Origin of the sequence: Actinomadura sp. SCN-SB (genome assembly GCF_043906805.1) — a bacterium.
Lineage (GTDB): Bacteria > Actinomycetota > Actinomycetes > Streptosporangiales > Streptosporangiaceae > Spirillospora.
This window is the reverse complement of sequence record NZ_JBIMPP010000001.1, coordinates 181,401-205,268: the sequence shown is the minus strand read 5'-3', so window position 1 is coordinate 205,268 and position 23,868 is coordinate 181,401. Positions and strand designations below refer to the sequence as shown.

At 72.1% G+C, this 23,868-nt stretch carries 23 protein-coding genes; 14 read left to right on the top strand and 9 right to left on the bottom strand.

The window, feature by feature from the left end; genetic code table 11:
- Nucleotides 1-2: 2 nt before the first annotated feature.
- Genes ACGWYJ_RS01040 through ACGWYJ_RS01030 form a run of 3 tightly spaced genes read right to left on the bottom strand, consistent with a single transcriptional unit; the run spans nucleotide 3 to nucleotide 2,718 of the window.
- Entirely contained in the window at nucleotides 3-899 is an 897-nt protein-coding gene (locus tag ACGWYJ_RS01040) for an ABC transporter permease (protein WP_395103542.1), read from the bottom strand.
- Nucleotides 899-1,900, bottom strand: coding sequence for an ABC transporter substrate-binding protein (locus ACGWYJ_RS01035; protein WP_395103541.1), 1,002 nt, complete (start codon nucleotides 1,898-1,900; stop codon nucleotides 899-901). The genes ACGWYJ_RS01040 and ACGWYJ_RS01035 overlap by 1 nt, the downstream gene beginning before the upstream one ends.
- Nucleotides 1,897-2,718: an IclR family transcriptional regulator gene (locus tag ACGWYJ_RS01030; protein ID WP_395103540.1), complete on the bottom strand. Its 822-nt coding sequence runs from the start codon at nucleotides 2,716-2,718 to the stop codon at nucleotides 1,897-1,899. Before ACGWYJ_RS01030 ends, ACGWYJ_RS01035 begins: the two co-directional genes overlap by 4 nt.
- Nucleotides 2,719-2,807: 89 nt before the next feature.
- On the opposite strand from ACGWYJ_RS01030, the gene ACGWYJ_RS01025 reads away from it, so the two are divergent.
- Complete coding sequence (locus ACGWYJ_RS01025; RefSeq protein WP_395103539.1) at nucleotides 2,808-3,251, top strand: protein-tyrosine phosphatase family protein; 444 nt, start codon at nucleotides 2,808-2,810, stop codon at nucleotides 3,249-3,251.
- Nucleotides 3,252-3,262: 11 nt separating this feature from the next.
- Here ACGWYJ_RS01025 and ACGWYJ_RS01020 read toward each other — a convergent pair whose 3' ends face one another.
- A complete protein-coding gene (locus ACGWYJ_RS01020) occupies nucleotides 3,263-4,534 on the bottom strand; it encodes an erythromycin esterase family protein (protein ID WP_395103538.1) in 1,272 nt (423 codons plus the stop codon).
- 187 nt (nucleotides 4,535-4,721) lie between these two features.
- Here ACGWYJ_RS01020 and ACGWYJ_RS01015 point away from each other — a divergent pair, with 187 nt between their 5' ends.
- The 5 genes from ACGWYJ_RS01015 to ACGWYJ_RS00995 all read left to right on the top strand — a co-directional run bounded on the left by ACGWYJ_RS01015 (nucleotide 4,722) and on the right by ACGWYJ_RS00995 (nucleotide 11,178).
- Nucleotides 4,722-5,603 (top strand): ABC transporter ATP-binding protein, encoded by an 882-nt coding sequence (locus ACGWYJ_RS01015; protein ID WP_395103537.1) that lies wholly within the window; start codon nucleotides 4,722-4,724, stop codon nucleotides 5,601-5,603.
- Nucleotides 5,604-5,642: 39 nt separating this feature from the next.
- Nucleotides 5,643-6,386, top strand: coding sequence for an ABC transporter permease (locus tag ACGWYJ_RS01010; RefSeq protein WP_395103536.1), 744 nt, complete (start codon nucleotides 5,643-5,645; stop codon nucleotides 6,384-6,386).
- The gene (locus ACGWYJ_RS01005) at nucleotides 6,383-7,528 is read left to right on the top strand and encodes a sensor histidine kinase (RefSeq protein ID WP_395103535.1); all 1,146 of its coding nucleotides are present in this window, start codon (nucleotides 6,383-6,385) and stop codon (nucleotides 7,526-7,528) included. Before ACGWYJ_RS01010 ends, ACGWYJ_RS01005 begins: the two co-directional genes overlap by 4 nt.
- Entirely contained in the window at nucleotides 7,525-8,139 is a 615-nt protein-coding gene (locus ACGWYJ_RS01000) for a response regulator transcription factor (RefSeq protein ID WP_395103534.1), read from the top strand. The genes ACGWYJ_RS01005 and ACGWYJ_RS01000 overlap by 4 nt, the downstream gene beginning before the upstream one ends.
- Before the next feature lie 72 nt (nucleotides 8,140-8,211).
- A complete protein-coding gene (locus tag ACGWYJ_RS00995; RefSeq protein WP_395103533.1) occupies nucleotides 8,212-11,178 on the top strand; it encodes a hypothetical protein in 2,967 nt (988 codons plus the stop codon).
- A 24-nt stretch (nucleotides 11,179-11,202) separates the two neighbouring features.
- Here ACGWYJ_RS00995 and ACGWYJ_RS00990 read toward each other — a convergent pair whose 3' ends face one another.
- Nucleotides 11,203-12,987 carry a thiamine pyrophosphate-requiring protein gene (locus ACGWYJ_RS00990; protein WP_395103532.1) on the bottom strand — a complete coding sequence of 595 codons (1,785 nt, stop codon included), beginning with the start codon at nucleotides 12,985-12,987 and terminating at the stop codon, nucleotides 11,203-11,205.
- Nucleotides 12,988-13,203: 216 nt separating this feature from the next.
- On the opposite strand from ACGWYJ_RS00990, the gene ACGWYJ_RS00985 reads away from it, so the two are divergent.
- The 5 genes from ACGWYJ_RS00985 (at nucleotide 13,204) to ACGWYJ_RS00965 (ending at nucleotide 18,068) form a co-directional block, all read left to right on the top strand.
- Nucleotides 13,204-13,863: a Crp/Fnr family transcriptional regulator gene (locus ACGWYJ_RS00985; protein WP_395103531.1), complete on the top strand. Its 660-nt coding sequence runs from the start codon at nucleotides 13,204-13,206 to the stop codon at nucleotides 13,861-13,863.
- Between the two features lie 71 nt (nucleotides 13,864-13,934).
- Nucleotides 13,935-14,792 (top strand): hypothetical protein, encoded by an 858-nt coding sequence (locus ACGWYJ_RS00980; RefSeq protein WP_395103530.1) that lies wholly within the window; start codon nucleotides 13,935-13,937, stop codon nucleotides 14,790-14,792.
- The gene (locus tag ACGWYJ_RS00975) at nucleotides 14,782-16,776 is read left to right on the top strand and encodes a hypothetical protein (protein ID WP_395103529.1); all 1,995 of its coding nucleotides are present in this window, start codon (nucleotides 14,782-14,784) and stop codon (nucleotides 16,774-16,776) included. The genes ACGWYJ_RS00980 and ACGWYJ_RS00975 overlap by 11 nt, the downstream gene beginning before the upstream one ends.
- Nucleotides 16,773-17,633, top strand: a complete 861-nt coding sequence (locus ACGWYJ_RS00970) for a hypothetical protein (RefSeq protein ID WP_395103528.1) — start codon at nucleotides 16,773-16,775, stop codon at nucleotides 17,631-17,633. Before ACGWYJ_RS00975 ends, ACGWYJ_RS00970 begins: the two co-directional genes overlap by 4 nt.
- A 57-nt stretch (nucleotides 17,634-17,690) precedes the next feature.
- Entirely contained in the window at nucleotides 17,691-18,068 is a 378-nt protein-coding gene (locus tag ACGWYJ_RS00965; protein ID WP_395103527.1) for a PaaI family thioesterase, read from the top strand.
- A 20-nt stretch (nucleotides 18,069-18,088) separates the two neighbouring features.
- Here ACGWYJ_RS00965 and ACGWYJ_RS00960 read toward each other — a convergent pair whose 3' ends face one another.
- Together ACGWYJ_RS00960 and ACGWYJ_RS00955 are read right to left on the bottom strand one after the other, a co-directional pair.
- Nucleotides 18,089-18,694 (bottom strand): VOC family protein, encoded by a 606-nt coding sequence (locus ACGWYJ_RS00960; protein ID WP_395103526.1) that lies wholly within the window; start codon nucleotides 18,692-18,694, stop codon nucleotides 18,089-18,091.
- 15 nt (nucleotides 18,695-18,709) lie between these two features.
- Complete coding sequence (locus ACGWYJ_RS00955; protein WP_395103525.1) at nucleotides 18,710-19,249, bottom strand: GNAT family N-acetyltransferase; 540 nt, start codon at nucleotides 19,247-19,249, stop codon at nucleotides 18,710-18,712.
- Between the two features lie 61 nt (nucleotides 19,250-19,310).
- On the opposite strand from ACGWYJ_RS00955, the gene ACGWYJ_RS00950 reads away from it, so the two are divergent.
- Nucleotides 19,311-19,964, top strand: a complete 654-nt coding sequence (locus ACGWYJ_RS00950; RefSeq protein WP_395103524.1) for a PadR family transcriptional regulator — start codon at nucleotides 19,311-19,313, stop codon at nucleotides 19,962-19,964.
- A gap of 63 nt (nucleotides 19,965-20,027) precedes the next feature.
- Here the strand turns inward: ACGWYJ_RS00950 and ACGWYJ_RS00945 are convergent, their stop codons facing one another.
- Nucleotides 20,028-20,996 (bottom strand): ArsR/SmtB family transcription factor, encoded by a 969-nt coding sequence (locus ACGWYJ_RS00945; RefSeq protein ID WP_395103523.1) that lies wholly within the window; start codon nucleotides 20,994-20,996, stop codon nucleotides 20,028-20,030.
- Between the two features lie 61 nt (nucleotides 20,997-21,057).
- On the opposite strand from ACGWYJ_RS00945, the gene ACGWYJ_RS00940 reads away from it, so the two are divergent.
- The gene (locus ACGWYJ_RS00940; protein ID WP_395103522.1) at nucleotides 21,058-22,260 is read left to right on the top strand and encodes an MFS transporter; all 1,203 of its coding nucleotides are present in this window, start codon (nucleotides 21,058-21,060) and stop codon (nucleotides 22,258-22,260) included.
- 231 nt (nucleotides 22,261-22,491) lie between these two features.
- Nucleotides 22,492-23,358 carry an alpha/beta hydrolase family protein gene (locus tag ACGWYJ_RS00935; RefSeq protein ID WP_395103521.1) on the top strand — a complete coding sequence of 289 codons (867 nt, stop codon included), beginning with the start codon at nucleotides 22,492-22,494 and terminating at the stop codon, nucleotides 23,356-23,358.
- Between the two features lie 134 nt (nucleotides 23,359-23,492).
- Here the strand turns inward: ACGWYJ_RS00935 and ACGWYJ_RS00930 are convergent, their stop codons facing one another.
- Nucleotides 23,493-23,738 carry a DUF2630 family protein gene (locus tag ACGWYJ_RS00930; RefSeq protein WP_285693087.1) on the bottom strand — a complete coding sequence of 82 codons (246 nt, stop codon included), beginning with the start codon at nucleotides 23,736-23,738 and terminating at the stop codon, nucleotides 23,493-23,495.
- Nucleotides 23,739-23,868 lie beyond the last annotated feature (130 nt).

Below are 23,868 nucleotides of genomic sequence, written 5' to 3'. Positions count from 1 at the left end.
CGTCAGCCCTCCACTCTCGGGGCCGCGACGGAGGTCGCCGCGCGGCCGCTCGCTTCACTCGGGAGGCCCACCCGGGGCCGGTAGCGCAGCACCCAGGACTCCAGCAGCTCCACCACGCCCTGGATGATCAACATGCAGACGGCCAGCAGCAGCGTCCACGACACCACCGAGGCCATGTCGAACAGCTGCTGCGCCGACAGCAGCTGCGCGCCGACCCCCACGGTCGCGCCGACCAGCTCGGCGATCAGCACCATCCGGATGCCGAGCCCGAGGTTGACCTTCCACGCGGTGAAGACGCCGGGGGTGATGGCGGGCAGCGTGATCTCGCGGAACAGCGCCCACCGGCCGGGCCGGAACGAGCGCGCCATGTCGCGCAGCTCCGCCGGGATCGCCCGGTAGGAGTCGTAGGTCTGCAACGCGAAGCCGGGCAGCGTCACCAGCACCATGACGAACCAGACCCGCAGCTCCACGTCCGCGAACCAGATCACCGCGATGATCACCCAGGACAGCGAGGGGATGCCCTGGACGAACCGGATCAGCGGGAGCAGGTAGCGGGCGGCCGCCGAGCTGGCGCCCATGGCCAGGCCCAGCGCCAGCCCGACCGCGAACGCCGCGGCCAGGCCCACGCCGACGCGGGCCAGGGTGGTCAGCAGGTTCCGCAGCGACTCCCAGCTGGTGAGGATGCTCCACATCTCCTGGGCGACGCTGGGAATGGTCGGCACGGTGTACTCGGCCGTGAACCGGGACGTGAGGGCCCAGATCCCCAGCAGGACCGCGACGAGGATCGGCAGGCTGGGGTCGCGGAACCGGCGCCATGGCGAAGGACGCTCCGCGACCGGCCCGGCGGCCCCGTGGCCGGACCCGGGCTTGGGTGAGGTGGAGACGGTGGTGGTGGCCATCAGAGCCCCCTGTGGACGACGGTGGACGGTGGGGTCTTCTCGAGGTATCCGGTCTCCCGCCCGGCCCGGAACACCGCGGCGATGCCGTCGGTGAGCGCGGAGGCGGGACGGACGCGCAGTCGCAGCCGCTCCTGGTTCCTGATCAGCCCCTCCAGGGTCTTCGCCTTGCCGTTCGGGGTGGTGGCGGCGATGATCTGAGCCGCGGCGGCGGGGTTGGCGGTCGTCCAGGCGGCCGCGTCGGAGTAGACCCGGTACAGGCCGGCGACCACGTCCGGGTGCTTGTGCGCCCACTCGCGGTGCGCCGCCAGTCCGAGGTAGGGGATCGTGTCCGTGCCGAACGCGGCGTGCCAGCGCTGCATGCCGATGTCGAGCGCGCGGATGCCCGGCTTCCGCGCCCGCAGCGAGGAGTACGCGGGCTCCCAGATCTCGGTCGCGTCGGACCGCCCGATCAGGGCCATCGTGGAGAGCCCGGCCGTGGTCTGGTTGAGCAGCTCGACCTTGCCGAGGTCCAGGCCCGCCTGCTGCGCGAACCAGGCGAACATGGCGTGGTTGGTCGTTCCCGTCGCCGCCGCCAGCCTGCGCCCGTGCAGGTCGGGCAGGGCGCGGATGTCCGGCTCGGACGTCACGACCGTGCAGAAGTAGTCGAAGAGGTTGAACAGGTAGGTGACGTCCACGCCCCGTTCGGTGCGCAGCGCCTCGGACAGCAGCGCCGCGCTGCCGCCGACCTGGTAGTGCCCGGACGCGAACTCGGTGTTGTAGTTGTCGGGCGTGGCGTAGGAGAAGGCGATCCGCAGGCCGTGCCGCAGGTCGATGCCCTGCTTCTTGATCACGGCCGGGAGGAAGGCGCCCAGGGACGGGGGCCGGAACGCCAGGACCCTGACCGTGAGCCGGCCGTCCGGGCCCTTGGTCACCCCTTCGGCGGAGCCGCACGCGGCCGTCGCCGCCGCGACGCCCAGCCCGAGGCCGCCCGCCAGCACCGCCCGCCGTGGGATGGCGCTCATGGCCTGGCCGCCGTCTCTTCTCCGGAGACCACCAGCGTGCCGGGGCCGCCCAGCGCCCGCGAGATCGCCACGGCGGTCTCGACCGTGCGGTCGCGCAGCGTGTCGAAGCGGTCGGGTCCGAACCGCTGCTCGGGCAGGCAGAGCCCCACGGACGCGACGACCCGCCCGGTGTGGTCGCGGATCGGGGCCGCGACGCCGCCGACCTCGTCCCGGTAACTGCCGTGGTTGACCGCGTACCCGAGCGAGCGGACACCCGCCAGCAGCGCCTCCAGCTCGGCGGGGTCGGTCACCGAGTTGGCGGTGTAGGCGGGCAGCGGCCCGGCCAGCACCGAGGCGATCTCCTCGCGGGACTCGAAGGCCAGCAGCGCCCGGCCGGTCGCCACGCAGGTCGCCGGGCAGCGCCGCCCGACGTGCGACTTGGCCACCACCGGGTGCAGGCTCTCCAGCTTGTCGACGTAGACGACGTCGCCGTGGTCGTACACGGCCAGGTGCACGGTCTCGCCGGTGCCGGTGTTGAGCGCGGACAGGTGCGGGGACGCGACGGCGCGGAGGTCGAGGTTGGCCGCCCACAGGCTGCCCAGCTCGAAGCACCGCACACCGGCCGAGTAGCGGGACGTGTGCGGATCCCGTGTCACGTAGCCGCGCGCCTGGAGCGTCGTCAGCAGCCGGTGGATGGTCGCCTTGGGGCCGTCCACGCTCTCCACGATCTCGGCGAGCCCGCGCGGACCACCGGACCGGACGAGCAGTTCGAGGATGTCCAGCGCCCGTTCGAGCTGGCCGCTGCCACCCCCTTGGGGGGAATTGGACCGCTGTTCCATGTTCGGCATCAAAGTGGAACGTTAAACCAATGTCAAGACCTTAACCCGTACGACCTGCGACGTGACGGTTCGCGGGCATAGTGGTCCCTATGGGGTCCGTGCGTCTTGAGCAAGCCGTCCGCCTGCCGGATGGGAGTTGGGTCCGCGGACGCGGCCTGCGGAACGAGCCGCCCTCCGGCCCGTCCCCCGAATGGGGCCTCTATCTGGGGACCGCGCGGCTGCGCGGCCGCCATGACAGCGCGCTGACCTGGCCGCACGAATGGATCGACTGGCCCGACTTCCTGGTGCCGCGCGACCGGGACCACGCGATCGCCCAGATCCGGGCCGCGCACGAGAAGGCGCGCGAGGGCCGTCTCGTCGAGGTCGCGTGCAACGGCGGTATCGGGCGCACCGGCACCGTGATCGCCTGCCTGGCCGTCCTGGCCGGGATCCCGCCCCGTGAGGCGGTGACCTGGGCGAGGATCAACTACCACCGCCGGGCGGTCGAGACACCGTGGCAGCGCAGATGGGTGTACCGCTTCCCCACCGGCTGACCGGAGCGGGGTTACACGCCGGAGGGGAGCGTCTCCAGTTCGTCCTGGCTGGCGGCCTCCGGGTGGAGCGGCTCCACCGGTGACGTCCGGTGGAACCAGAACAGCGCGTCGTAGCGGTCGGCGAGCCTGGTCCTGACGTAGTTGTGGTGGTCGCGGGTCGGGTCGTACACGACGCCGATGGCGCGGTGCCCGTAGATGGCGTTGAGGAAGGACGCGTCGGGACGGTCGGTGAAGATGAACAGCCCGTGTTCCACGGTCGAGCGGTCGAACACGTCCTCCAAAGTGCCGGACAGCGCCCTGGGCACGTTCATGGTCTCCATGGGCGCGCCCCAGCGGGGGGCGGCGATCACCTCGCCGGCGCCGCCGGTCAGCCCGACCACCACGACCCGGTCGCGGCCGTGCCGCTCCCGCGCGAGCTGGCCCAGGTTGATCATTCCGGCGGTCTCCATGCTGGTGGCGCGGGCGTCGCCGACATGGCTGTTGTGCGCCCACACCACGGCCTTCGAGCCGGGCCCGTGGTGGTCGAGCAGCCGGTCGAGCGTGTCGGCCATGTGCGTGTCGCGGATGTTCCACGCCTGCGGGCCACCGAGGATCATGGCCCGGTAGTACCGCTCGGCGTCCGCCGCGACCTCGGCGTTCTGGCGGGCGTTGAGGTCGCCCTCGGGGTCGGCGCCGACGAACCGGCGCATCCTGGTCAGCAGCGCCATCACCTCGACCTCGCAGTCCTCCGGCACGATCCGTGCCGCGTACGCCTGCGGGTCCTCGCCGAACGGCTCGAAGCACCGGTAGGCGGCCACCGCCTGGTCCACCAGGTCGGGCCGGTGCTCCCGCAGGTGGGTGATGATGGCGCGCATCGACTCCCACAGGCTGTAGACGTCCAGGCCGTAGAACCCGACCGGGGTCTCCGCCGCACTCGTGTTGTGGTCGCGCAGCCAGCGGCAGAAGTTCAGCGTCTCGTGGTTGGCCCACATCCAGGTCGGCCAGCGGCGGTAGGCGTCCAGGGCGTCTTTCGGGTCGGCCGGAGCCTCCTCCTTTCCCGTGACGCTGGTGTGCACCTGCCAGGTGTCGGGCCAGTCGCCCTCGACCGCGACGAACGAGAAGCCCTTCTCCTCGATCAGCCGCCGGGTCAGGGCGGCCCGCCAGGCGTAGTACTCGTGGGTGCCGTGGCTGGCCTCGCCGATCAGGACGCAGCGGGCGTCACCGATACGCTGCATGAGCGGGTCGAGGTGGTCGTCGAACTCAAGCGGAAGTGCGGTCTCGCGGATGTCGTCGGCCTCGCTCAACGGTCCCCCTGGAGTGCCCCCGTACCGGGTGTCGCACGTCGGTGCGCTCTTTCGACCCGGCCTTTCCCACGCTGGGAAGTCCGATGCGGGCATGGGGCAAGCTTGACCGGCCCATGACAAATGTCATCGCGAGCCGACGACAACGGGCACTAACCCGCCCGCGTGCCCCGTTCGTAGCGTTCTCGGCATGGACGACATCACCTTCACCGGGGTCTCCAAGAGCTACGGACCCGGGGTGCTCGCCGTGGACGAGCTCGACCTGACCATCGGCACCGGCCAGGCCGTCGCGCTGCTCGGCCCGAACGGCGCGGGGAAGAGCACCACGATCACCATGCTGCTCGGCCTGACCCGCCCGTCCTCCGGGCGGATCCGCGTGTTCGGCGACCCGCCGGACGTCGCGGTCGCCCGGGGCAGGATCGGGGCGATGCTCCAGGACGGCGAGCCCGTTCCCGGGCTGACCGTGGGCGAGACCGTCGGGTTCGTCCGGTCCCTGTACCCCGAGCCGCCGCCGCTGGCGCGGGTGCTGGAGATCGCCGGGCTCACCGACCTGGCCGGGCGCCGCGCCGACCGGCTGTCGGGCGGCCAGGCGCAGCGGGTCAGGTTCGCCATGGCCATCGCGGGCGCGCCCCGCCTGCTGGTCCTGGACGAGCCGACCACCGCGATGGACGTGGAGTCGCGGCGCGCGTTCTGGACGGGCATCAGGGCGTACGCGGCGGAGGGGCGCACCGTCCTGTTCGCCACCCACTACATGGCCGAGGCGGACGAGAACGCGGACCGGATCGTGGTGATCGACCGGGGCAGGATCGCCGCCGACGGCACCGCCGCGCAGATCAAGGCGCGGGCCGGCGGCCGTACCGTCAGGTTCGCGCTCGGCGACCAGCCGTCGGCGGGGCTCGACCGGCTGCCCGGCGTGACCGGCGTGCGGATCACCGGCGGGTCGGCCGTGCTGACCACCGACGACTCCGACGCCACCGTGGACGCCCTCTACCGCTCCACCACCCTGCGGATCGCCGACCTTGAGGTGACCGGGGCGGGTCTTGAGGCCGCCTTCCTCTCCCTCACCCGCTGACCCCGCCTTTCCCCCACTCCGCCGAACAGGAATCCGATCATGCTGCGCTACCTCCGCCTGGAGATCCTCCGGACGTTCCGGGACCGCCGGTACGTGTTCTTCACCCTCGCGTTCCCCGTCGCCCTGTACCTGCTCTGGTCGAACGTGTTCGCCGACGCCGGCACCGACCCGGGCACCGGGCTGGGCGTGGACGCCTACATGCTGGTCGGGTTCGGCCTGTACGGCGGGATCGGCGCGACGCTGAGCGTCACCGCGCCCCGGCTGGCCCAGGAGCTGCGGACCGGCTGGCTGCGGCAGTTGCGGGTCACCCCGCTGCGCCCGTCCGCGATGGTCGCGGCCAAGACGCTCGCGGCGATGACACTGGCCCTGCCGTCCCTCGTGCTGGTCGGGCTCGCGGCGGTCCTCACCCAGGACATCGCGCTCTCACCGGCCGCATGGGCGGCGCTGCTGGCGGTGGGCTGGCTGGGCACCCTGCCGTTCGCCGCGATGGGCACCCTGATCGGCTCGCTGGCCAAGGGTGACTCGGCGCAGCCCGTGATGCTGATCGTCTATCTGGGGCTGTCGATCGTCGGCGGGCTGTGGATGCCGGTCTCCCAGCTCCCCACGGTGCTGCGCGAGATCTCCGCCTGGACGCCCACCAACCGGCTCGCCGAGCTGGGCTTCGACGTGGTGGGCGGGCACGCGCCGGCCGCCGCGCCGTTCCTGATCCTGGCCGCGTGGGCGGTGGTCCTGGGTGCGCTGGCGGCCCTGGCCTACCGCAGAGCTACCGTGATTGGATCATGACAGGTTTCTGGGAGACGCCCAGCTCACGAGAGCGCGACGGCACGACCCGTCTGCGGCGCGCCGCCGGGCTCTCCACGGGCCTGCCGTTCCTCGCCTGGCTGATGGCCGAGGTCGTCGCCGACTACAGCGGGACGCGGCTGGCGCTCGCCCTGCTCGCCCTGGTGGCGTACATCGTCCTGTACTACGCCGTCGGCCTCATCCAGGCGAACTTCCTCGCGCCGCTGCCGCCGCTGGGCATGGTGATGTTCGCCGCGTTCGCCGTGCTCACGCTGGCCCTGCCGGTCGCGTTCGGGACGCGCTGGCTCGGGCTGCCGATCTACCTCGCGATCATCTGCGCGCTGACGCTGCCGTGGCGATACGCGACGTGGGGCGCGCTGGGGTCCTCGGCGGCCTGCGGCGCCCAGGCCGCGCTGATCGGCGAGATCGACGCCGAGGTCGTCGTCCAGGTCACGCTGAGCGCGTTCGCTCTGTCGATCATGCTGCTGGGCTTCCGGCACTCCCGGGTGCTGGTGGTACGGCTGCGGCGGGCGCAGGCGGACGTGCGGCGGCTGGCCGCCACGGAGGAACGCCTGCGCATCGCGCGCGACCTGCACGACCTGCTCGGCCACAGCCTGTCGCTGATCGTCCTGAAGAGCGAGGTGGCCCGGCGGCTGGCCGGGCGCTCGCCCGAGCGGGTGCCGAAGGAGATCGCCGATATCGAGGCGGTCGCCCGGAAGGCGCTCGCCGACGTGCGGGCGGCGGTGTCCGGATACCGGAGCCGCGACCTGGCCGAGGAGCTGGACTCGGCGCGCGCCGTGCTGGCGGCGGCCGGGGTCGAGCCGACCGTGCGCACGTCCGGCACGCCGCTGCCCGAGACGGTGGACGGGCTGTTCGGCTGGGCCGTGCGGGAGGGCGTCACCAACGTCGTCCGGCACTCCCGCGCCTCCCACTGCAAGATCACCGTCGCCCGCGAGGGGGACCGCGCCACCCTGGAGATCCGGGACGACGGGACGCCGCCGGACACGTTCGTCGCCGGCAACGGGCTCACCGGGCTCTCCGAGCGGCTGGCCGGGGCCGGCGGCTCCGTCGACGCGGGCCCGCTGCCCGGCGGCGGCTTCCGCCTCGCCGTCCGGGCGCCCCTCACGGCGGGATCGCCCGGATGAGCGGGACGATCCGGGTGCTGCTGGCCGAGGACCAGGGCATGGTCAGGGGCGCGCTGGCGACGCTGCTCGGCCTGGAGGACGACATCGAGGTCGTGGCCGCGGTCCCCTCCGGAGAGGAGGCGGTCGAGGCGGCGCGGACCCTCGCCCCCGACGTGGCGCTGCTGGACATCGAGATGCCGGGCATGGACGGGCTGACCGCCGCCGATCGGATCCGCGCGACCGTCCCAGAATGCCGGATCGTGATCCTGACGACCTTCGGCCGCCCCGGATACCTGCGCCGCGCCATGGAGGCGGGCGCGTCGGCGTTCCTGGTGAAGGACAGCCCCGCGGAGGAACTGGCCGCCGCGATCCGCCGGGTGCTGGCGGGCGAGCGCGTGATCGACCCCGCGCTGGCCGCCGCCGCCCTCAGCGCCGGGCCGAACCCGCTGTCCCCGCGCGAACGCGAGGTGCTGGCCGCGTCCTCGGGCGGCGCCACGATCGGCGACATCGCGGGCCGCCTGCACCTCTCGGAGGGAACGGTCCGCAACTACCTCTCGTCCGCGATCAACAAGGTCGGCGCCCGCAACCGCATCGAGGCCGTCCGCACGGCCGAGAACCAGGGCTGGCTCTAGCGCGGGGGACGTCGGCGCGCAGGAGAGGAATTCACTTGGGCCATAAACGGCGAGTCCCTCATCATTGGGCGAATGAGACTGAGGCTCGCGCATGGCGTGGTGGCGGCTCCCGGGCTCACCGCCTGGCTGCCGCACGCCGCGGGGACGCCTGAGCGGCTGGCCGGCGACGGCGCGGCACCGCCCGGCGCGGCCGTCGCGCTGGGGCCGTCCGGCGCGAGCGACGAGGACGTCCGGAACGCCGTCACGGCCCTGCGCCTCCTGATCGCGGACGCCGGGATCGTCGCGGCCGGGGCGGGCGTCGACCTGGGCGCGGGCTTCCGCTCGGCGCGGCTCGACGGGGCGCCCGGCGACCAGCGCGACGCGGTGCTGGCCGCGCTCAAGGCGCTGGGCGTCGAGGGCGCCGGGCGGCTCGGCGACCGTGCCGGGTTCCTGGTGGCGCTGTTCGGTCCCGCGGTCACCAAGCGCGTCGGCGCCGCGGCGGCCCGCGCGGTCACCGAGGGACGCTGGGCCGCGCTGCACCTGGCGTCCGCGTCCAGCGACATCCTGGGTCCCGAGCATCTGGAGCGCGTGCTGGCGCTGGAGCTTCCCGAAGGCGTCGGGGACGCGGCCCTGATCGGCGGCGGCCGGCCGTCCGTGCTCGCCGTGAACCTGCGGCGCCTGCTGGCACCGGTCACCGGGCCCCGCCGCCTCGATCTGCTGCTGGACCTGTGGGACCGCGTCGCCGCGCACCACGCGACGCTGATCAGGCGCGAGCGGCTCCTGAAGTTCCAGAGCAGCCAGGACCGCCTGCCTTACTTGCGCAAGCGCCGGGAGCAGTTCGAGGATCAGCTCCTGCTGAGGGAGGTCACGTTCCACTACGGGCGTGAGCCGTCGGTGCTGGAGGCGGCGCGCTGGGTACCGGAGGCGCCCTACTGGCTCTCGGTGCTGTACCGGCTGCTCAGGGACGCCTTGGCGGCCACCGTCCTGCTCCACACGGCGGTCGCGGTGGTCGATCACGGGCTCGCGGAGGGGCTGGGGCGGTCCAGGGAGATCATCCGCGCGGCCGCCGACGAATGCTACGACATCGACCTCGCCCGCGCCAGGCAGAAGGTACCCGGGCTGACCGGCCTGCCCGCCCGTCCGGGCTGCTACCTCGACGACATCAGGCGGAAGCTGGACGAGCTGCCGTCCGAGGGCGGCGTCCCGGTCCTGAGCCGCAGAAGCACGGCGTACGTCCAGCAGCGCCTCGCGCACGCCCGCGACTACGCGCTACTGGTCATCGAGGGCATCGAGGACCTGCTGAACGAGCACGTGCACATCCCCAAGGCGTGCCTGCGCGACTGGGCCGCCGGCCACCTGACGGCCTGGCGCGAACGGATCGGATACTCCACGGTCCGCCCGCCCACGGAATGGACGGACGTCCTCGCCTGGACACAGCACCTCCTCGGTGAGCGCGAGCCGCTCGCGACCCGGCTCGCCGAGCCCGCCGCCCCCGAGGCGGCCAAGGTCGAGGTGGTCGGTGACCTGCTGTGGTACGCCGACCTCGTGGACGCGCTCGCCATGCTGTACGGGCACGAGTCCGCCGGGATCACGGCGATGGCCGGGCAGAGCCGGCTCGTCCACGACCCTGTGCCGTCGCTGGACGGCGTGGAGGCCCTGGCGCGGCGGCACGACTCCGTCACCTCGGCCGTGTCGGGCGCCGCCCAGCTCACCGCGCTCGGCGCCAGGGCCGATCGGGGCGTGCGGGCCTGGACGGAGTTCGTGGAGAGCCTGCTCGCCGACGCCCGGCTCGCGGAGGCGGCGGGCGGCGGTTTCCCGGTGCCGGAGCCGCTGTCGGCCGTCGACGGCACGATCGTCCCGGGCACGGACGACGTGCGGTTCACGCTGGCGAGGGACGCGCGCACCCTGGCCGAGTGGGCGAACTACATGGGCAACTGCATCGCCGGCGAGTACTACGTGGAAGCGGCCATGAAGGGCCGGTGCGCGCTCGCCGCGCTGACGGGCAAGGGCGGGCGCATCCTGGCCAACGTGGAGCTGGTCCCGGTACGGCCCGGCGACCAGGGCTGGCAGGTCTCCGAGATGGCCGGGCGGTTCAACGAGATGGCCGATCACGCCCTGAGGCAGCACCTTCGCGACTGGGTCGCCACGATCCCCCACTCGGAACGGCCCCCCGGCGGCATCGAGAGCGGAGGCGCCGCGGAGGACGCGCCGTCGGACCGTCCCGCGCGGGCCGCACGCCGCGCCGGGCGGTCGCGGCTGCTGGAGGAGGCCGGGCCCGCGCTGGCCGAGCTGGCGCGCCGCGCCTGGGAGGACGAGGTGAACGACGAGGCGGCCCGCGTCCTGGCCGCGCTCGCCGGCGGCGGACCGCGGGCCGAGGACGGGCCGGAACCCGAGGAGGCGCTGACCGCGCTGCGCCGCCTCGGTCCCGGGCCGCTGGCCGCCGCCTGCCGCAACGCGCTCGCGGGCGGCGCCGTCGACCTGGCCGACTTGTGGGACGTGACCGGGATCCGCCCGATGCGCACCGCGCTGGACGGCCTGAGCCCGTCGACGCACCACCGCTTCGAGCGGCTGTCCCTGCTCACCACCGACTCGCCGCTGCCCGGGTCGCTGCGCGGGCTCGCCCGGATGCCGCGGATCGCGCCCGCGTACTCGATGGGCCTGGTCGGGCTGCGCGTGCGCACGGTGATCGGGCGGCTCGTGCTGGACGGCGACGCGACCGTGGTGCGCTCGGTGGCCCGGCGCCCGGCGGTGCCGATGCTGTGCGCGCTGGCCGTCCACATCACCTGCGCGGATCCCGCGATCGAGCTGGTTCCGCTGATGCCGCCGCGCGCCGTCACCGTGCCGGGCTTCCCCCCGTCCGCGCTCGACGACCCGGACGGGCCCTGGCAGCGGGCGTTCCCCGAGGCTCGCGAGCTGGGCGCCGACACCGGGCTGTTCTGGGAGAGGATCGCCGAGAACGGGCTGCGCGTCCCCCCGTCCTGGGCGGTGGAGAGCGGTGGCTGGCCGGTGCTGTGGGCCCGAGCCCAGCATCCGGGTACGGGACGAGGGTCCCGCCGGTAGACGGCCTTCCGGCTCCGCCGACGCTCAGGACTTGCGGAACTCCTGCATCTTCGCCTTGACGCCCTGCTTGAGCACGCCCCAGCGGTTCTCGTCCCCTTCGGCGAGCGACTGGACCGTGGCCTTCGCCTGCTCGAAGGTGGCGTGCGGCGGGATCGGCGGGACGTCGGGATCGCAGCGTACGTCGAGCAGCGCGGGCCGGTCGGCCGACAGCGCCCGCTCCCACGCGGACCCGATCTCCTTCGGCTTGTTGACCGACAGCGCCAGCATTCCGATGCTCTCGGCGAACGCGGCGTAGTCCATCTCCGGCAGCGTCTGCGACTGCTCGAACTTGGGCGACCCCTGCATCGCCCGCATCTCCCAGGTGACCTGGTTGAGGTCGTTGTTGTGCAGGACGGCGACGACCAGCCGCGGATCCAGCCAGTCCTCCCAGTAATGCTTGATGGTCAGCAGCTCGGCCAGCCCGTTCATCTGCATGGCGCCGTCCCCGGCGAACACGATCACCGGCCGGTCCGGGTTGCCGATCTTCGCGCCGATCCCGTACGGGACGCCGCAGCCCATGGTGGCCAGCGTGCCCGACAGCGAGCCCCGCATGTTCCCCCGCAACCTGAGGTTGCGCGCGTACCAGTTCGCGGCCGACCCCGAGTCGACGGTGACGATCGCGTCGTCGGGAAGCCGCCCGGACAGCTCGTGGAACAGCCGCATCGGGTTGATCGGGTCGGCGTCGACCATGGCCTCCCGCTCCGCGATCTCCCACCAGCGCGCGACCTTGTCCTCGATCCTCTCCCGCCAGGTCTGCGGCTCCTTGCGCTCCAGCAGCGGGATCAGCGCCCGCAACGTCGCCGCGGCGTCCCCCACCAGGTTGACCTCATAGGGGTAGCGCATCCCGATCCGCCGCGGGTTGCTGTCGACCTGGACGGCGCGCGCCTGCCCCAGCTCCGGCATGAACTGGGTGTACGGGAAGTTCGAGCCGATCGTCAGCAGCGTGTCGCAGTCCATCATCAGCTCGTAGCTCGGCCGCGTGCCCAGCAGCCCGATCGAGCCCGTCACGTACGGCAGGTCGTCCGGCAGCACGTCCTTGCCCAGCAGCGCCTTGGCCACGCCCGCGCCCAGCATGTCGGCGACCCGCATGACCTCCTCGCGCGCTCCCCTGGCGCCCTGCCCGACCAGGATCGCCACCTTCTCGCCCGCGTTCAGGATCTCGGCGGCGTGGCGCAGCGCGCGGCTGTCCGGTGAGATCTCCGGCCAGTCGATGCCCAGGCTGGACGGCACCATCTTGAACTCGTGCCGGGGAGGGGTGTACGTCAGCTCCTGCACGTCCGCCGGAATGATCAGGGCGGTCGGCGCCTGCTCGGCCACCGCCACCCGGACCGCCCGGTCGAGCACGTTGGGCAGTTGCTCGGGAACGTTCACGACCTGCACGTAGTCGCCGGCCACGTCCTTGAACAGCGACAGCAGGTCCACCTCCTGCTGGTACGACCCGCCCATCGCGCTGCGGTCGGTCTGCCCGACGATCGCCACCACCGGCACGTGGTCGAGCTTGGCGTCGTACAGCCCGTTCAGCAGGTGGATCGCGCCGGGCCCCGAGGTCGCCGTGCACACCCCGAGCCGCCCGGTGAACTTGGCGTACCCGACGGCCTCGAAGGCGCTCATCTCCTCGTGCCGCGCCTGCACGAAACGCGGCCGGTCCTGCGCGCGGCCCCAGGCGGCGAGCAACCCGTTGATGCCGTCCCCGGGATACCCGAAGACCTGCTCGACCCCCCAGTCACGCAACCGCTCCAGGACGTGGTCCCCGACCGTGGTGGCAGCCATCGCGTCCCCCCTTTCACGCGTCTCCCGCCTCGCCTACCCCCCAATCGGAGCCCGTACCATCCACGCGTCCCGCACGGTGGCCCGCCCGATCGGCGTCGGGTATGAGTGAAGTCAGCGGCATCGCGCGTCCGGGAGGCGTCCGTGTGGGCACAGCCGGATTCCTCAGTCCCTCGTGACTGGCCGAAGGGCACCTTTCTCAGGCGGCTTCCCCCACCGATGCGGAGACGGCTGCTCGCTCAGGGAAGCCCGCGTCACCTGCCGCCCCGGCGGGTCCTGATGCGGCAGGGGGAGGCCGGCTCCTCGGTGTGGGTGCTGATCGACGCGCTGGTCAAGGTCAGCGCCGGGGTGGAGAACGGCACCGAGTCGCTGCTGGCGGTACGGGTCAGCGGCGATCTGATCGGCGAGATGGCCGTCCTCACCGGGGCGGCGCGGTCGGCGACCGTCACCACGTGCGGGCGCGCGGTGGCCCGCCAGATCGCGGGCGGCGCGTTCATCGACTTCCTGCGGCGCCATCCGCAGGCCGCGCTGACGCTCAACCAGATGACGATCGAACGGCTGCGCTGGTCCAACCAGCGGCGGCTCGACTTCGCGGGATACGAGGTCGGCAGGTGCCTGGCCCGCGTCCTGCTGGCGCTCGCCGGGCGGCACGGCCGTCCGTACGGGAGGGGCGTCGATCTCGGCGTCCCGCTGACGCAGGCCGAGCTCGGCGGCCTGGTCGGCGCCAAGGAGGACACCGTGCAGAAGGCGCTGCGGGCGCTGGCGGACCGGGGGTACATCGCCATGCCGAAACGGAGCCACTTCGTCATCACCGATCCCGGCGGTCTCGGCGAGTACGCCGATCTTCCGGACGAAAAAATCCGGCCGAAGCCGGATTAATCCGGCTTCGGGTCTCCGGTGGCCACCGACGCTGGGCCGCAGAACGACGACCCGGAACAACCGGAGGCCACATGAGCGACACTCTCGTCCCCGACCACGCCGCTCCCGAACACCGCGTCATCGTGGACGGCGACGTGGAGGACTACGGCACGCGCACCGACACCGAGCAGCGCACCGCGCAGGCCGCCCTCAAGAGGATCTTCGACGGCGCGGCGATGGCGGCCGGTCTGAACCCGCGCGCCTGGGAGCGACAGTACAGCGGAGACGGCATCAAGTCGGCACTCCCGTTGGGCACCGACGTGATCCGGCTGATGGACGCCTTCGTACGGCAACTCGACGCCAGGCTGGGCTCGTACAACCGCCTGCGCGCCGAGCCCGCCTGGACGCGCATCAGGCTGCGGATGGCCGTGCACATCGGCCCGATCCGCGTGGACGGGGCGACCGGCTGGACCGGTCGGCACGCCGTCCAGCCCGCGCGCCTGCGCGACTCCGACCCGATACGGGCGGCGATGGCCGCCTTCCCCGGCGCCGACCTCGGCGTCATCGTCTCCTCGCGGATCTACGACGACTACATCGCCCAGGGGATAGGAGAACCGCGTCCCAACCTCTTCCGGCCGGTGCGCGTGGTCGCGAAGAAGCAGGACTACACCGCCTATCTCTACGTCCCGGGCTTCGACGTCGCCGGCCTTCAGAAACTGGCGGCGTACGACCCGCCCGACCGAACGGACCGAACGGACGACGCCCGGGGAACGGACGGCGGCCGGGAAACGGAGCCGGTCGCCGACGCGCCGCCGCCTCCGTCCGGGATCCACGGGCGGAACGTCAACGTCGCCTACGGAGGCGGCGACGCCATCGGCGGCCACAAGGTCGGCGGGGACCTCAACCTCTACGGCGACCGCGGCCACGGAGGCCACCGCGATGTCCGATGAGCGGGACCAGCCGAAAGAGCCGGAGAACGCGCCCGACGACGGCAAGCCCGATGAGGAGGAGCTGAAGGAACTGCCCGAGGCGGACAACGCCGACTTCCAGCGGATGAACGACCACGTCCGCGAGATCCGGAGAACCTACCTCTCCACGGCCGACCGCCAGAACCTCGCCTACGGCGGCGGCGACGCGGTCGGCGGCCACAAGGTCGGCCACGACCTGAACATCTTCATGGCCGGAGGCGAGAAGGAGCCCTGGCCGATCGTCTCCATCACGCGGAACTGGGCCGACATCAGGCAGAGGCTCGCCGGCACCCCCAGCAAAGAACGACTCATCCGGCTGCTGAGGTCCGAGCCCGTCGTCGTCCTGCAAGGCCGATCGGGCACGGGACGTAAGACCGCGGCACTGGCGGCCCTGGCACACCGGCATCCGGAGCTGCACGAGATCAGTCCGGAGAGGTCCCTCGCGCATCTGGACAAGGAGAAGCTGCACCACGGTCACGGCTACCTGTACGACGCCTCCTCACGCCTGAGCGGGACCGGACGCCTCACGGAGCTGGAGGCGTTCGCCTGCCGGGACGCGCTGGTCGCGCGCAACGCCCAGCTGGTCATCCTCGTGGGCCCTGACACCGACACCAGCGAGGTCGGCGGCATCGTGGTCCGGCACGAGCCTCCCGATGCGATGGACGTGCTGGAGCGCCACCTGTCCGCTCGGTTGACAGCGGTTGGAGTGGACGTCCGTTCCATCGCCGACGAGGTCACCGAGCGTCCGGAGACCCCCCGGGACGCCATGGAACTGGCGCGTGACCTCGCCGAAGGGATACAGGCCGGACGGCCGATCAAGGAGATCTGCCGGAATCGCGTCAAGCCGCTCCGGCGCCAGGCGCGCGAAGTGCTGCGCCAGCAGGACACCGACAAGGACCTGGCGCGCCGCGCCTTCGTCATCGCCGGTGCCGCGCTGAACGGGCTGCCCACCGTCGAGGTCTGCCGGGCGGCCTATGACCTGGCCACGCGGCTCCACAAGCTGGAACGCGAGGGCAAGCGTTCCAAGCTGGCCCTGCCGCCCTTCGGCGCCATGCTGGGGGACTGGCTGGAACACGCCAGGGAGGAACGGCCGGAGTTCATCGAGGAGATGGACCGCACGCTGCCCTTCCGGCACGGTTTCGCCACCTCCGTGCTCGACGCCGTCTGGCTCGACTACGTCGTCGCGCACAAGGCGTTGCTCGACTGGCTCTCCGAACTGGCCAGGACGGGAAGCCCGGAGACACGTCTCAAGGTGGCCCACACGCTCGCCCAATTCGCCGTCTACGACTTCACGTTCATCTACGACAACTGCATCCTCGAATGGTCTCGCAGCAGGTACATGAGCCTGCACGTAACGACGGCCTGGACGCTGGAGGCGATCGCGTTCAAGTGCCCGTCGCGGCGTCCCGACGTCATCAGGAGCGTGCGGCCATGGGCCACCACCAAGGACCTGCGCCGGGCGGCCACCACCGTCCGGCTGCTCGGCACGCGGTTCGGAACGGTGGCCACCGAAGACGCGATGCGCATATTGGAGAAAATCGCTGTGACACACCGTGGCCGGCTCAACGGAGCCATCCGGAACACGGTCGTGGAACTGTTCCTGGACGGTTCTCCCGGCATCGTCGTTGCGAAACTGACCGGCTGGGCCCGTTTGGACCATCCCGTTCTCAGTGAACTCGCGGCCCGATCCCTGGCCGATCTCGCGTGGCTCGGACCCGCGGACCGGCCACCCCTGCTCACCTACTACAACGAGGACCCGACCCAGGCCGCCGACCTGTGGCGGGAGGTCCTGTCCTCGCGGTACTTCGACCAAAAGCCGTGGAACGCGCTACGCACCTGGGCGAAGAACGGGCTCGACATCGGTGCGCTGCTCAGGGATTTGCACGCCGAGCCCGGCCTGCGTCCGCGGCTGCGCTTCTACCAAGTGACTCCACCGTTCCGATCCGAACAGGAGGCGACGGGATGACCAATCTGCGTACGGCCTGCAAATACCACAGCGAGCCTGTGGAACGTCTCCAGTTGTATCCGGGCATCGGCACGCGGCTCGTCCGCCTGCTGAACCGGTCCCGCGACCGGTTCCGCGCGGTGCACTGGCCCGACAGTTTCGAGTTCCGCGTTCCGGCCAAGGGCGACGGGTACGACTTCTTCGTCGTCGTCAATTTCACCTGGTGCGTCACCGGCCACGCGTACGGCGAAAAGCTGATCGCCCGGACGAGCGACCATCGGGAGATCCTCAGGGATCGCGCGGCGGCCCGCCTCCGCGGAGTCTCCCGCGATTTCCCGCCCTACGAGGCGGGCGCGGCCGAGAAGACCTTCCACGACACACTGGGCGAATTGTTCGCCGGCACCCGCCTGACCTATGCCTCCGGAACGGTCGACGACGGCGCCGCCCGGCCCATCGAGCATTACACCCTGCTGCGCCTGGACAAGCCCGTCCGGAAAGCTCAGCGCGAGGCATGGAGCTCACGGCAGGAGGCGCACAACCGGCACGAGGAGGCGCGGATGCTGGCCGCCCAGCTCGGCGAGCAGCGCCTGCTGTGGCGGGAGTTCCTCAGCGACGGGCAGGCCGACTGGCTCACCCCCTACGCGATGGCGCTGGCCGAGAACCCCGGGGACGCCGCGAAGATCATCGAGAGGATGACCGGTGACCGGCGCGACGAGGCCCGCACACTGGCCGCCCATGTAGAGGAGCAGGTACGCCAATACAACGCCCGTGACGCCTTCGACCTGATGGTGCAGAACGACCTGGTTCTGAGGCACCTACTGGAACTGATCGGCGTGCCCGGCCTGCCGAAAGCCCCCTCCCCCTTCGCGGAGCGCTGACGCGGGCCGTGCGGGCCTTGGCGACATCGCCCAGGCGGCCTTCGGAACCCGCCAGGCGTGGGACGCAACAGCCTGGACGACCGGCTGGGCATCGAGATCATCGAGGCGAGCGCCGAACGCGTCGTCGCCCGCATGCCGGTCGAGGGCAACACGCAGGTCTACGGGACGCTGCACGGCGGCGCCTCCTGCGTCCTGGCGGAATCCATCGGCTCCTGCGCGGCGGCCGTGCACGGCGGCCCGCGACGGATGGCCCTGGGGATCGAGCTCAACGTGTCCCATCACCGCACGGTCTCCGAGGGGATGCTCACCGGCGTCGCCACCAAGGTCTCCGCCGGGAACACGCTGGCGACCTATGACGTGACCATCACCGATGACCACGGCCGCCGCGTCTGCACCGCCCGGGTGACCTCCCTGCTACGCGACCGCGAACGCTGACACCGGGACGCCGCCGGGCCTCAGGTGGCGGTGGTGACCTTCCAGAGGTGGCCATCGGGGTCGCTGAAGTAGCCGTAGTAGCCGCCCCACTGGGCGGCGGCGGCCTCCTTGACGGCGGTGCCTCCGGCCGCGACCGCGGCGCGCATGATCTCGTGCCCTCGCCCAGGTCGACCTTGACGTAGCCGCCGTAGTCCTGGTCGATCCGGCAGCCGAGGCCCTCGGCGTAAAAGGTCTTTCCTGACGCGTTCAGGTGTCGAGGTAGTGGGCGCGCCCGGCGTCGTCGATGGCGAACGGTCCGGAGGGATCAGGCAGAACTCGTTCCCCTCGGGGTCGGCCATGACCAGGAAGCCTCCGTCCTCGTAGCCCTCGACGCGGCGCCCGCCCAGCGCCTCGACGCGCGCCCGGTCGGAGGCCGGGTCGGGCGACGCGAGGTCGAGGTGCACGCGGTTCTTGCCGCTCTTGGGCGCGTCGGTCTTCTGGAAGACGAGGCCGGGGCCGCCGTCGCGTTCGAGGATGACGTACGGGCCCTTCCTGGAGGCGATCGGCCTTCCGAGCAGTTCCGCCCAGAACCGGGCCAGCCGCTCGGGGTCGGCGCTGTCGAAGATGACCGAATCGATGGCCGGCATGGATCGATCATCGCATCAGTCGGCGTCGGTGAGGCGCAGCTCCATGAACAGCATGAAGGATTCGAGGCCGGACAGTCCGGCCTCGTTGCCGTCGAACATCGGCCTGTCCTCGAAACCCACGGACCGGTACAGGGCGTGCGCCTCGCGCATGAACGTCGCGGTCTCCAGGCGCGCCACCTCGTACCCGATGGTGCGCGCGTCCGTCAGCAGAGTCTCCAGGATCGCGCGTCCGAGCCCCTGGCCGCGGGCCTGCGGACGCACGTACATGCGCTTGATCTCGGCCACGGTCTCGTCGACGGGCTTCAGCGCGCCCACCCCGACGACCTTCGTGCCCGCGCGCGCGATGAGCAGGCGTCCGCGCGGGCCCAGCAGATGCGGCAGTTCCTGGGTGAACTCGCGGTGGTGCGCCGCCACGGCCGCCTCGATGTCGTCGAACACCACTCCGTGGTCGGCGCCGAGCCGTTCCCCGATCCACAGCAGGTACTCCCGCAGCAGCTCCCCCGTCAGCGCCTCCGCCTGCGCCGGCGACCCCTCGAACCGTTGGATGTCGGCCATCGTGTTTTACTCCAATCTGGACCATTTCGACAGTACTCCAGACCGGAGTACGGTCAAGGGCGTGACCACATCCAGCCGACCCCGACTGACCACGACCTCCTATGCGCTGCTCGGGCTGCTCGCCCTCCAGCCCTGGACGGCCTACGAGCTCACCCAGCAGATGCGGCGCAGCCTGCACTACATCTGGCCGAAATCCGAGAGCCTGCTCTACACCGAACCCAAGAAACTGGTCGAGGCCGGGCTCGCCGAGGTCACCCACCAGCGGCGCGGCGACCGGACCCGCGCCCAGTACCACATCACCCCCGAAGGCCGCCGCGCCCTGGAGGAGTGGCTGGACACCGAACCGGCCACCCCCCTGTTCGAGATCGAGGCGATGCTGCGGGTGATCTTCGCCGATCAGGGCACCCCCGAGCAGCTCGTACGGTCCCTGCGCTCGACCGCCGCCTGGGCCGAGGGCGAGCTGGCCCGCGCGCGTCCCCAGATCGAGACCTACCTCGCCACGGGCGGGCCGTTCCCCGAGCGCCTCCACCTCATCGCGCTCATCGTGGGCTTCTACAGCGAGCTGTTCGACCTGATCCGCCGGTTCTTCGGTGAGGCCGCCGACCTCGCCGAGAAGTGGGACGCCACGACCGGCGTGCCCGCCGACGACCATCTGCGGGCCATGCTGGAACGCGCCCTGCGCCTCGCCGAACCGGCGGACGGTGAGGGAGGATGAGCCCGCTCCTCGGGGTCGGCACGTCCGGCTCCAAGGGCGTGCTGGTCACCGAGTCCGGCCCGCTCAACGCGGGGCCTGGACCAGCATGTCCCCCGTCGCCGTCCGGAAATAGAGGACGGAGCGACCCGAGCGGCGGCGTGCGACCACCCCCGCGTCCAGCAGAATCTTGAGGTGGCGCCCCACCGAGCCCAAGCCCTGCCCGGTCAGCGCCACCAGTTGCGTCGTGCTCTTGGGCGTGTCGAGAAGCAGCAGCACGCGGGCGCGGGACGAGCCGAGCAGCCGTCCCAGCGCGTCAGGGACGGGAGTGCGACCGGCCTCCGCGAGCGGGCCCGCGCACGGATAGACGATGGCGTACCGGTACGGCTCCTCCCAGGACACCCATCCGGTGCGCGGCGTAACCGGGACGAACAGGAGCTGCGCATTGTGGATCTCGCGGGGCGGGTAGTGATGCATGTTGACCTGGAGCCTGCCGCCGCCCAGCCAGCGCATCCCCGGGCGCAGCTCGTCCAGCGCCGCGGCCCAGCCGCCCTGCCCGAGCCGTTCGGTACGGGCGACCGCGTCCGCCTCGAAGATCCGGCGGCGTCTCGGCCAGGACGGCAGGACGGTCTGCGTCCACACCCACTCCAGGAGTTCCGCGGCGCGGCCGGCCAGGTCGTCGCGCCGGCTCAGGACACCGGGCAGCGGCCGTTCCAGCGACCTCACCAGATGATCGCGGACCGCGTCGGGCGGCCAGGCGCGCACGTCGGCGAGTTCCTCGTGGAACGGCCGTTCGCCCTCACCGGCCGGGGTGGGGGTGAGGAAGTCCGCGTTCCAGCGCCGCCCCAGCGCCGACTTGATCAGCAGCGCCGTGATCGGGTCGGCGGCGAGGCGGGCCCTGTAGTCGGGGAGGTGGTCGTCCAGCCAGACGCGGTCGGCGGGGGTGGACGGGGTGCCGCGTTCCAGCAGCTTCAGGCAGGCGACCGCCTCGGCCAGCGGCGAGATCACGAACCGGCCCCGGGCCAGGGTGTCCGCGTTGATCAGCCATAGGCCCATTGGTTTCGCCCCCTCGCGAAACATTAACGGGCGTACCGGTGCGCTCTGGACACTCCCCGGCATGCGCACCTACCGAGAGCTGTTCCGCTCACCCGAGTTCACCCCGCTGTTCGCCACGTCCACCGCCCAGGTCGCCGCGACCACCGTCAGCGGGCTCGGGCTCGGCACGCTGGTGTTCACGGCCACCGGCTCGCCGTTCCTGTCGGCGGTCAGCATGTTCGGACCGTCCCTGGTCCAGATGGCGGGCGCGGCGACGCTGCTGTCGGCGGCCGACCGGCTGCCGCCGCGCGCCGCGACGACCGGGGTCGCGCTGGCGTCCAGCGCGGGCACCGCGGCGCTGGCGATCCCGGGGCTGCCCGGCTGGGCGATCGTGGCGGTCATCGTGGGGCTGGGGCTGGTCGCCTCGGTCGGCGGCGGCGTCCGGTTCGGGCTGCTCGGCGAGATCCTGCCGAAGGACGGCTACCTGCTCGGCCGGTCGGTGCTCAACATGGCCAACGGGACGACGCAGGTCATCGGGTTCGCCCTCGGCGCCGCGCTGGTCGCGACGCTGACACCGCGCGGCGCGCTGCTCACCGGCGCCCTGCTGTACCTCACCGCCGCGCTCGTCGCGTACCGGCGGCTCGCCCCGCGCCCGCCGCGCGACCCGGGACGGCCGTCCATCGCGCGGACCTGGCGGGTCAACGCGCGGCTGTGGTCGTCGGCGCCGCGCCGGCACCTCTACCTCGCGCTGTGGGTGCCGAACGGGCTGGTCGTCGGCTGCGAGGCGCTGTTCGTCCCCTACACGCCGCACCACGCGGGGCTGCTGCTCGCCGTCGCCGCGCTCGGGATGCTGGCGGGCGACACCCTGGCCGGCCGGTTCATCCCGCCGCGGTGGCGGCCGCGGCTCGGCCCCTCCCTGCGGCTCCTGCTGGGCGTCCCGTACCTGGTGTTCGCGTTCGACCCCGGTCCGGTGGTCGCCGCGGTGGCGGTCTTCGTCGCGTCCATCGGGTACTCGGCGTCGCTGCTCCTCCAGGAGCGGCTGATGGCCATCACCCCGGACGACCTGCAAGGCCAGGCACTCGGGCTGCACTCCTCAGGCACGCTCGCCTTCCAAGGGATCGCCGCCGCGCTCGCCGGGACGGTCGCGCAGCACACCTCCCCCGCCACCGGGATCGTGGCGATGGCGGTCGCGTCCATCGCGGTCACGCTGGCCCTCGCGCCCGGTCTGCGTACGGGCCGTCCCGAGCACGCCGTACGGCACGTCCCTGAATCCGGGCGGTTGTGAGCGCTCACCGCGTGGTGGCGTGCGCCGCCGCGTCCGTCCCCAAGGCCGGGCGCTGCGGCGCGAGGACGGCGGTTTCACCGATGGCGGCGTAACGCCACCGCAACACACTGACGGCGATCCGGTGAACCGGGTGGCTCCGCAGCGGAACGGGATCGAGCCCCCACCCGGCCCGGCGGCACACACGGCAGGCGCGCGACCCGTCGCCGCTTGACCGTCAGTGGAAGGAGAACCATGCTCCGCAGGCAGTCCATCGCGCTGCTCGGCGCGGCCGCGGCCCTGATCGCAGGGCTGGTCGCAGCGCCCCCCGCCAACGCCCAGAGCCCCTACGAACGGGGACCCGACCCCACGGAGGCCAGCGTCAGCGCCTCCCGCGGCCCGTTCAGCACCTCCCAGACCACCGTGTCCAGGCTGAGCGCCACCGGGTTCGGCGGCGGCGTCATCTACTACCCCAACAGCACCGCCGAGGGCACCTACGGCGGCATCGCCATCTCACCCGGCTTCACCGCCACCTGGTCCAGCCTGGACTGGCTCGGCCCGCGCCTGGCCTCGTTCGGCTTCGTGGTCATCGGCATCGAGACCAACACGCTGCTCGACCAGCCCGCCAGCCGAGGACAGCAGTTGCTGGCCGCCCTGGACTACCTGACCCAGCGCAGCCCGAGCGCGGTCCGGGCACGGCTGGACCCGTCGCGCCTGGCCGTGGCCGGACACTCCATGGGCGGCGGCGGCACTCTGGAGGCGGCGGCGAGCCGTCCCTCGCTCCAGGCGGCCATCCCGATCGCCCCGTGGAACCTGGACAAGACCTGGACCACGGTGCGCGTCCCCACGATGATCATCGGCGGTGAGTCCGACTCCATCGCGCCGGTGGCCACGCACTCGATCCCGTTCTACACCAGCCTGACCAGCGCGCCGGAGAAGGCGTACCTGGAGCTGAACAACGCCAGCCACTTCTTCCCGCAGACCCCCAACACCACCATGGCCAAGTCCATGCTCAGCTGGATGAAGCGGTACATCGACGACGACACCCGCTACTCCCAGTTCCTCTGCCCCGCCCCGCGCTCGACCGCGATCTCCGACTACCGGGACACCTGTCCCGCCTGACCGCCCGGAGGGGCGAACCCGGTGGCGGGCCGCGACCTGGCGCGGCCCGCCACCGGCATGCCCAGAGCCGCGCCGCCCCGGGCGTGCCGCGGGAGTCCTCTGCCGGCGATGGCCGATCTTCGGCGGTCGCCGGATTACTGGCGGTAGTTCTCCACCTGGTCGGCCGGACGGATCTGGGCCTCGTCCGGGTCCTGCCCGGCGCCTCTGCGGGCACGCCGCTGGCGCAGCAGGTCCCAGCACTGGTCGAGCGCGACCTCCAGCTCGCGGAGGCGGCGGCGGTCGTCCGGATCGGACGGCTCACCGTGCGCGTGCTTCTCCCGCAACGCGCGCTCCTCCTCGACGAAGTCGCGGATGCTCCCCAGGATGTCCTTCTCGTCCATCTCTCTCCTCCCCCGGCCGACCCTACGCTGGGTCGTGGCGTGTTCGCCCCGATCTTCCCGTCGCCCTGGGGCGAACACGCCACGAGTCTGCCGCACCTCCCCGGACGGGTCGCAACCCGGGGAGGCGCGA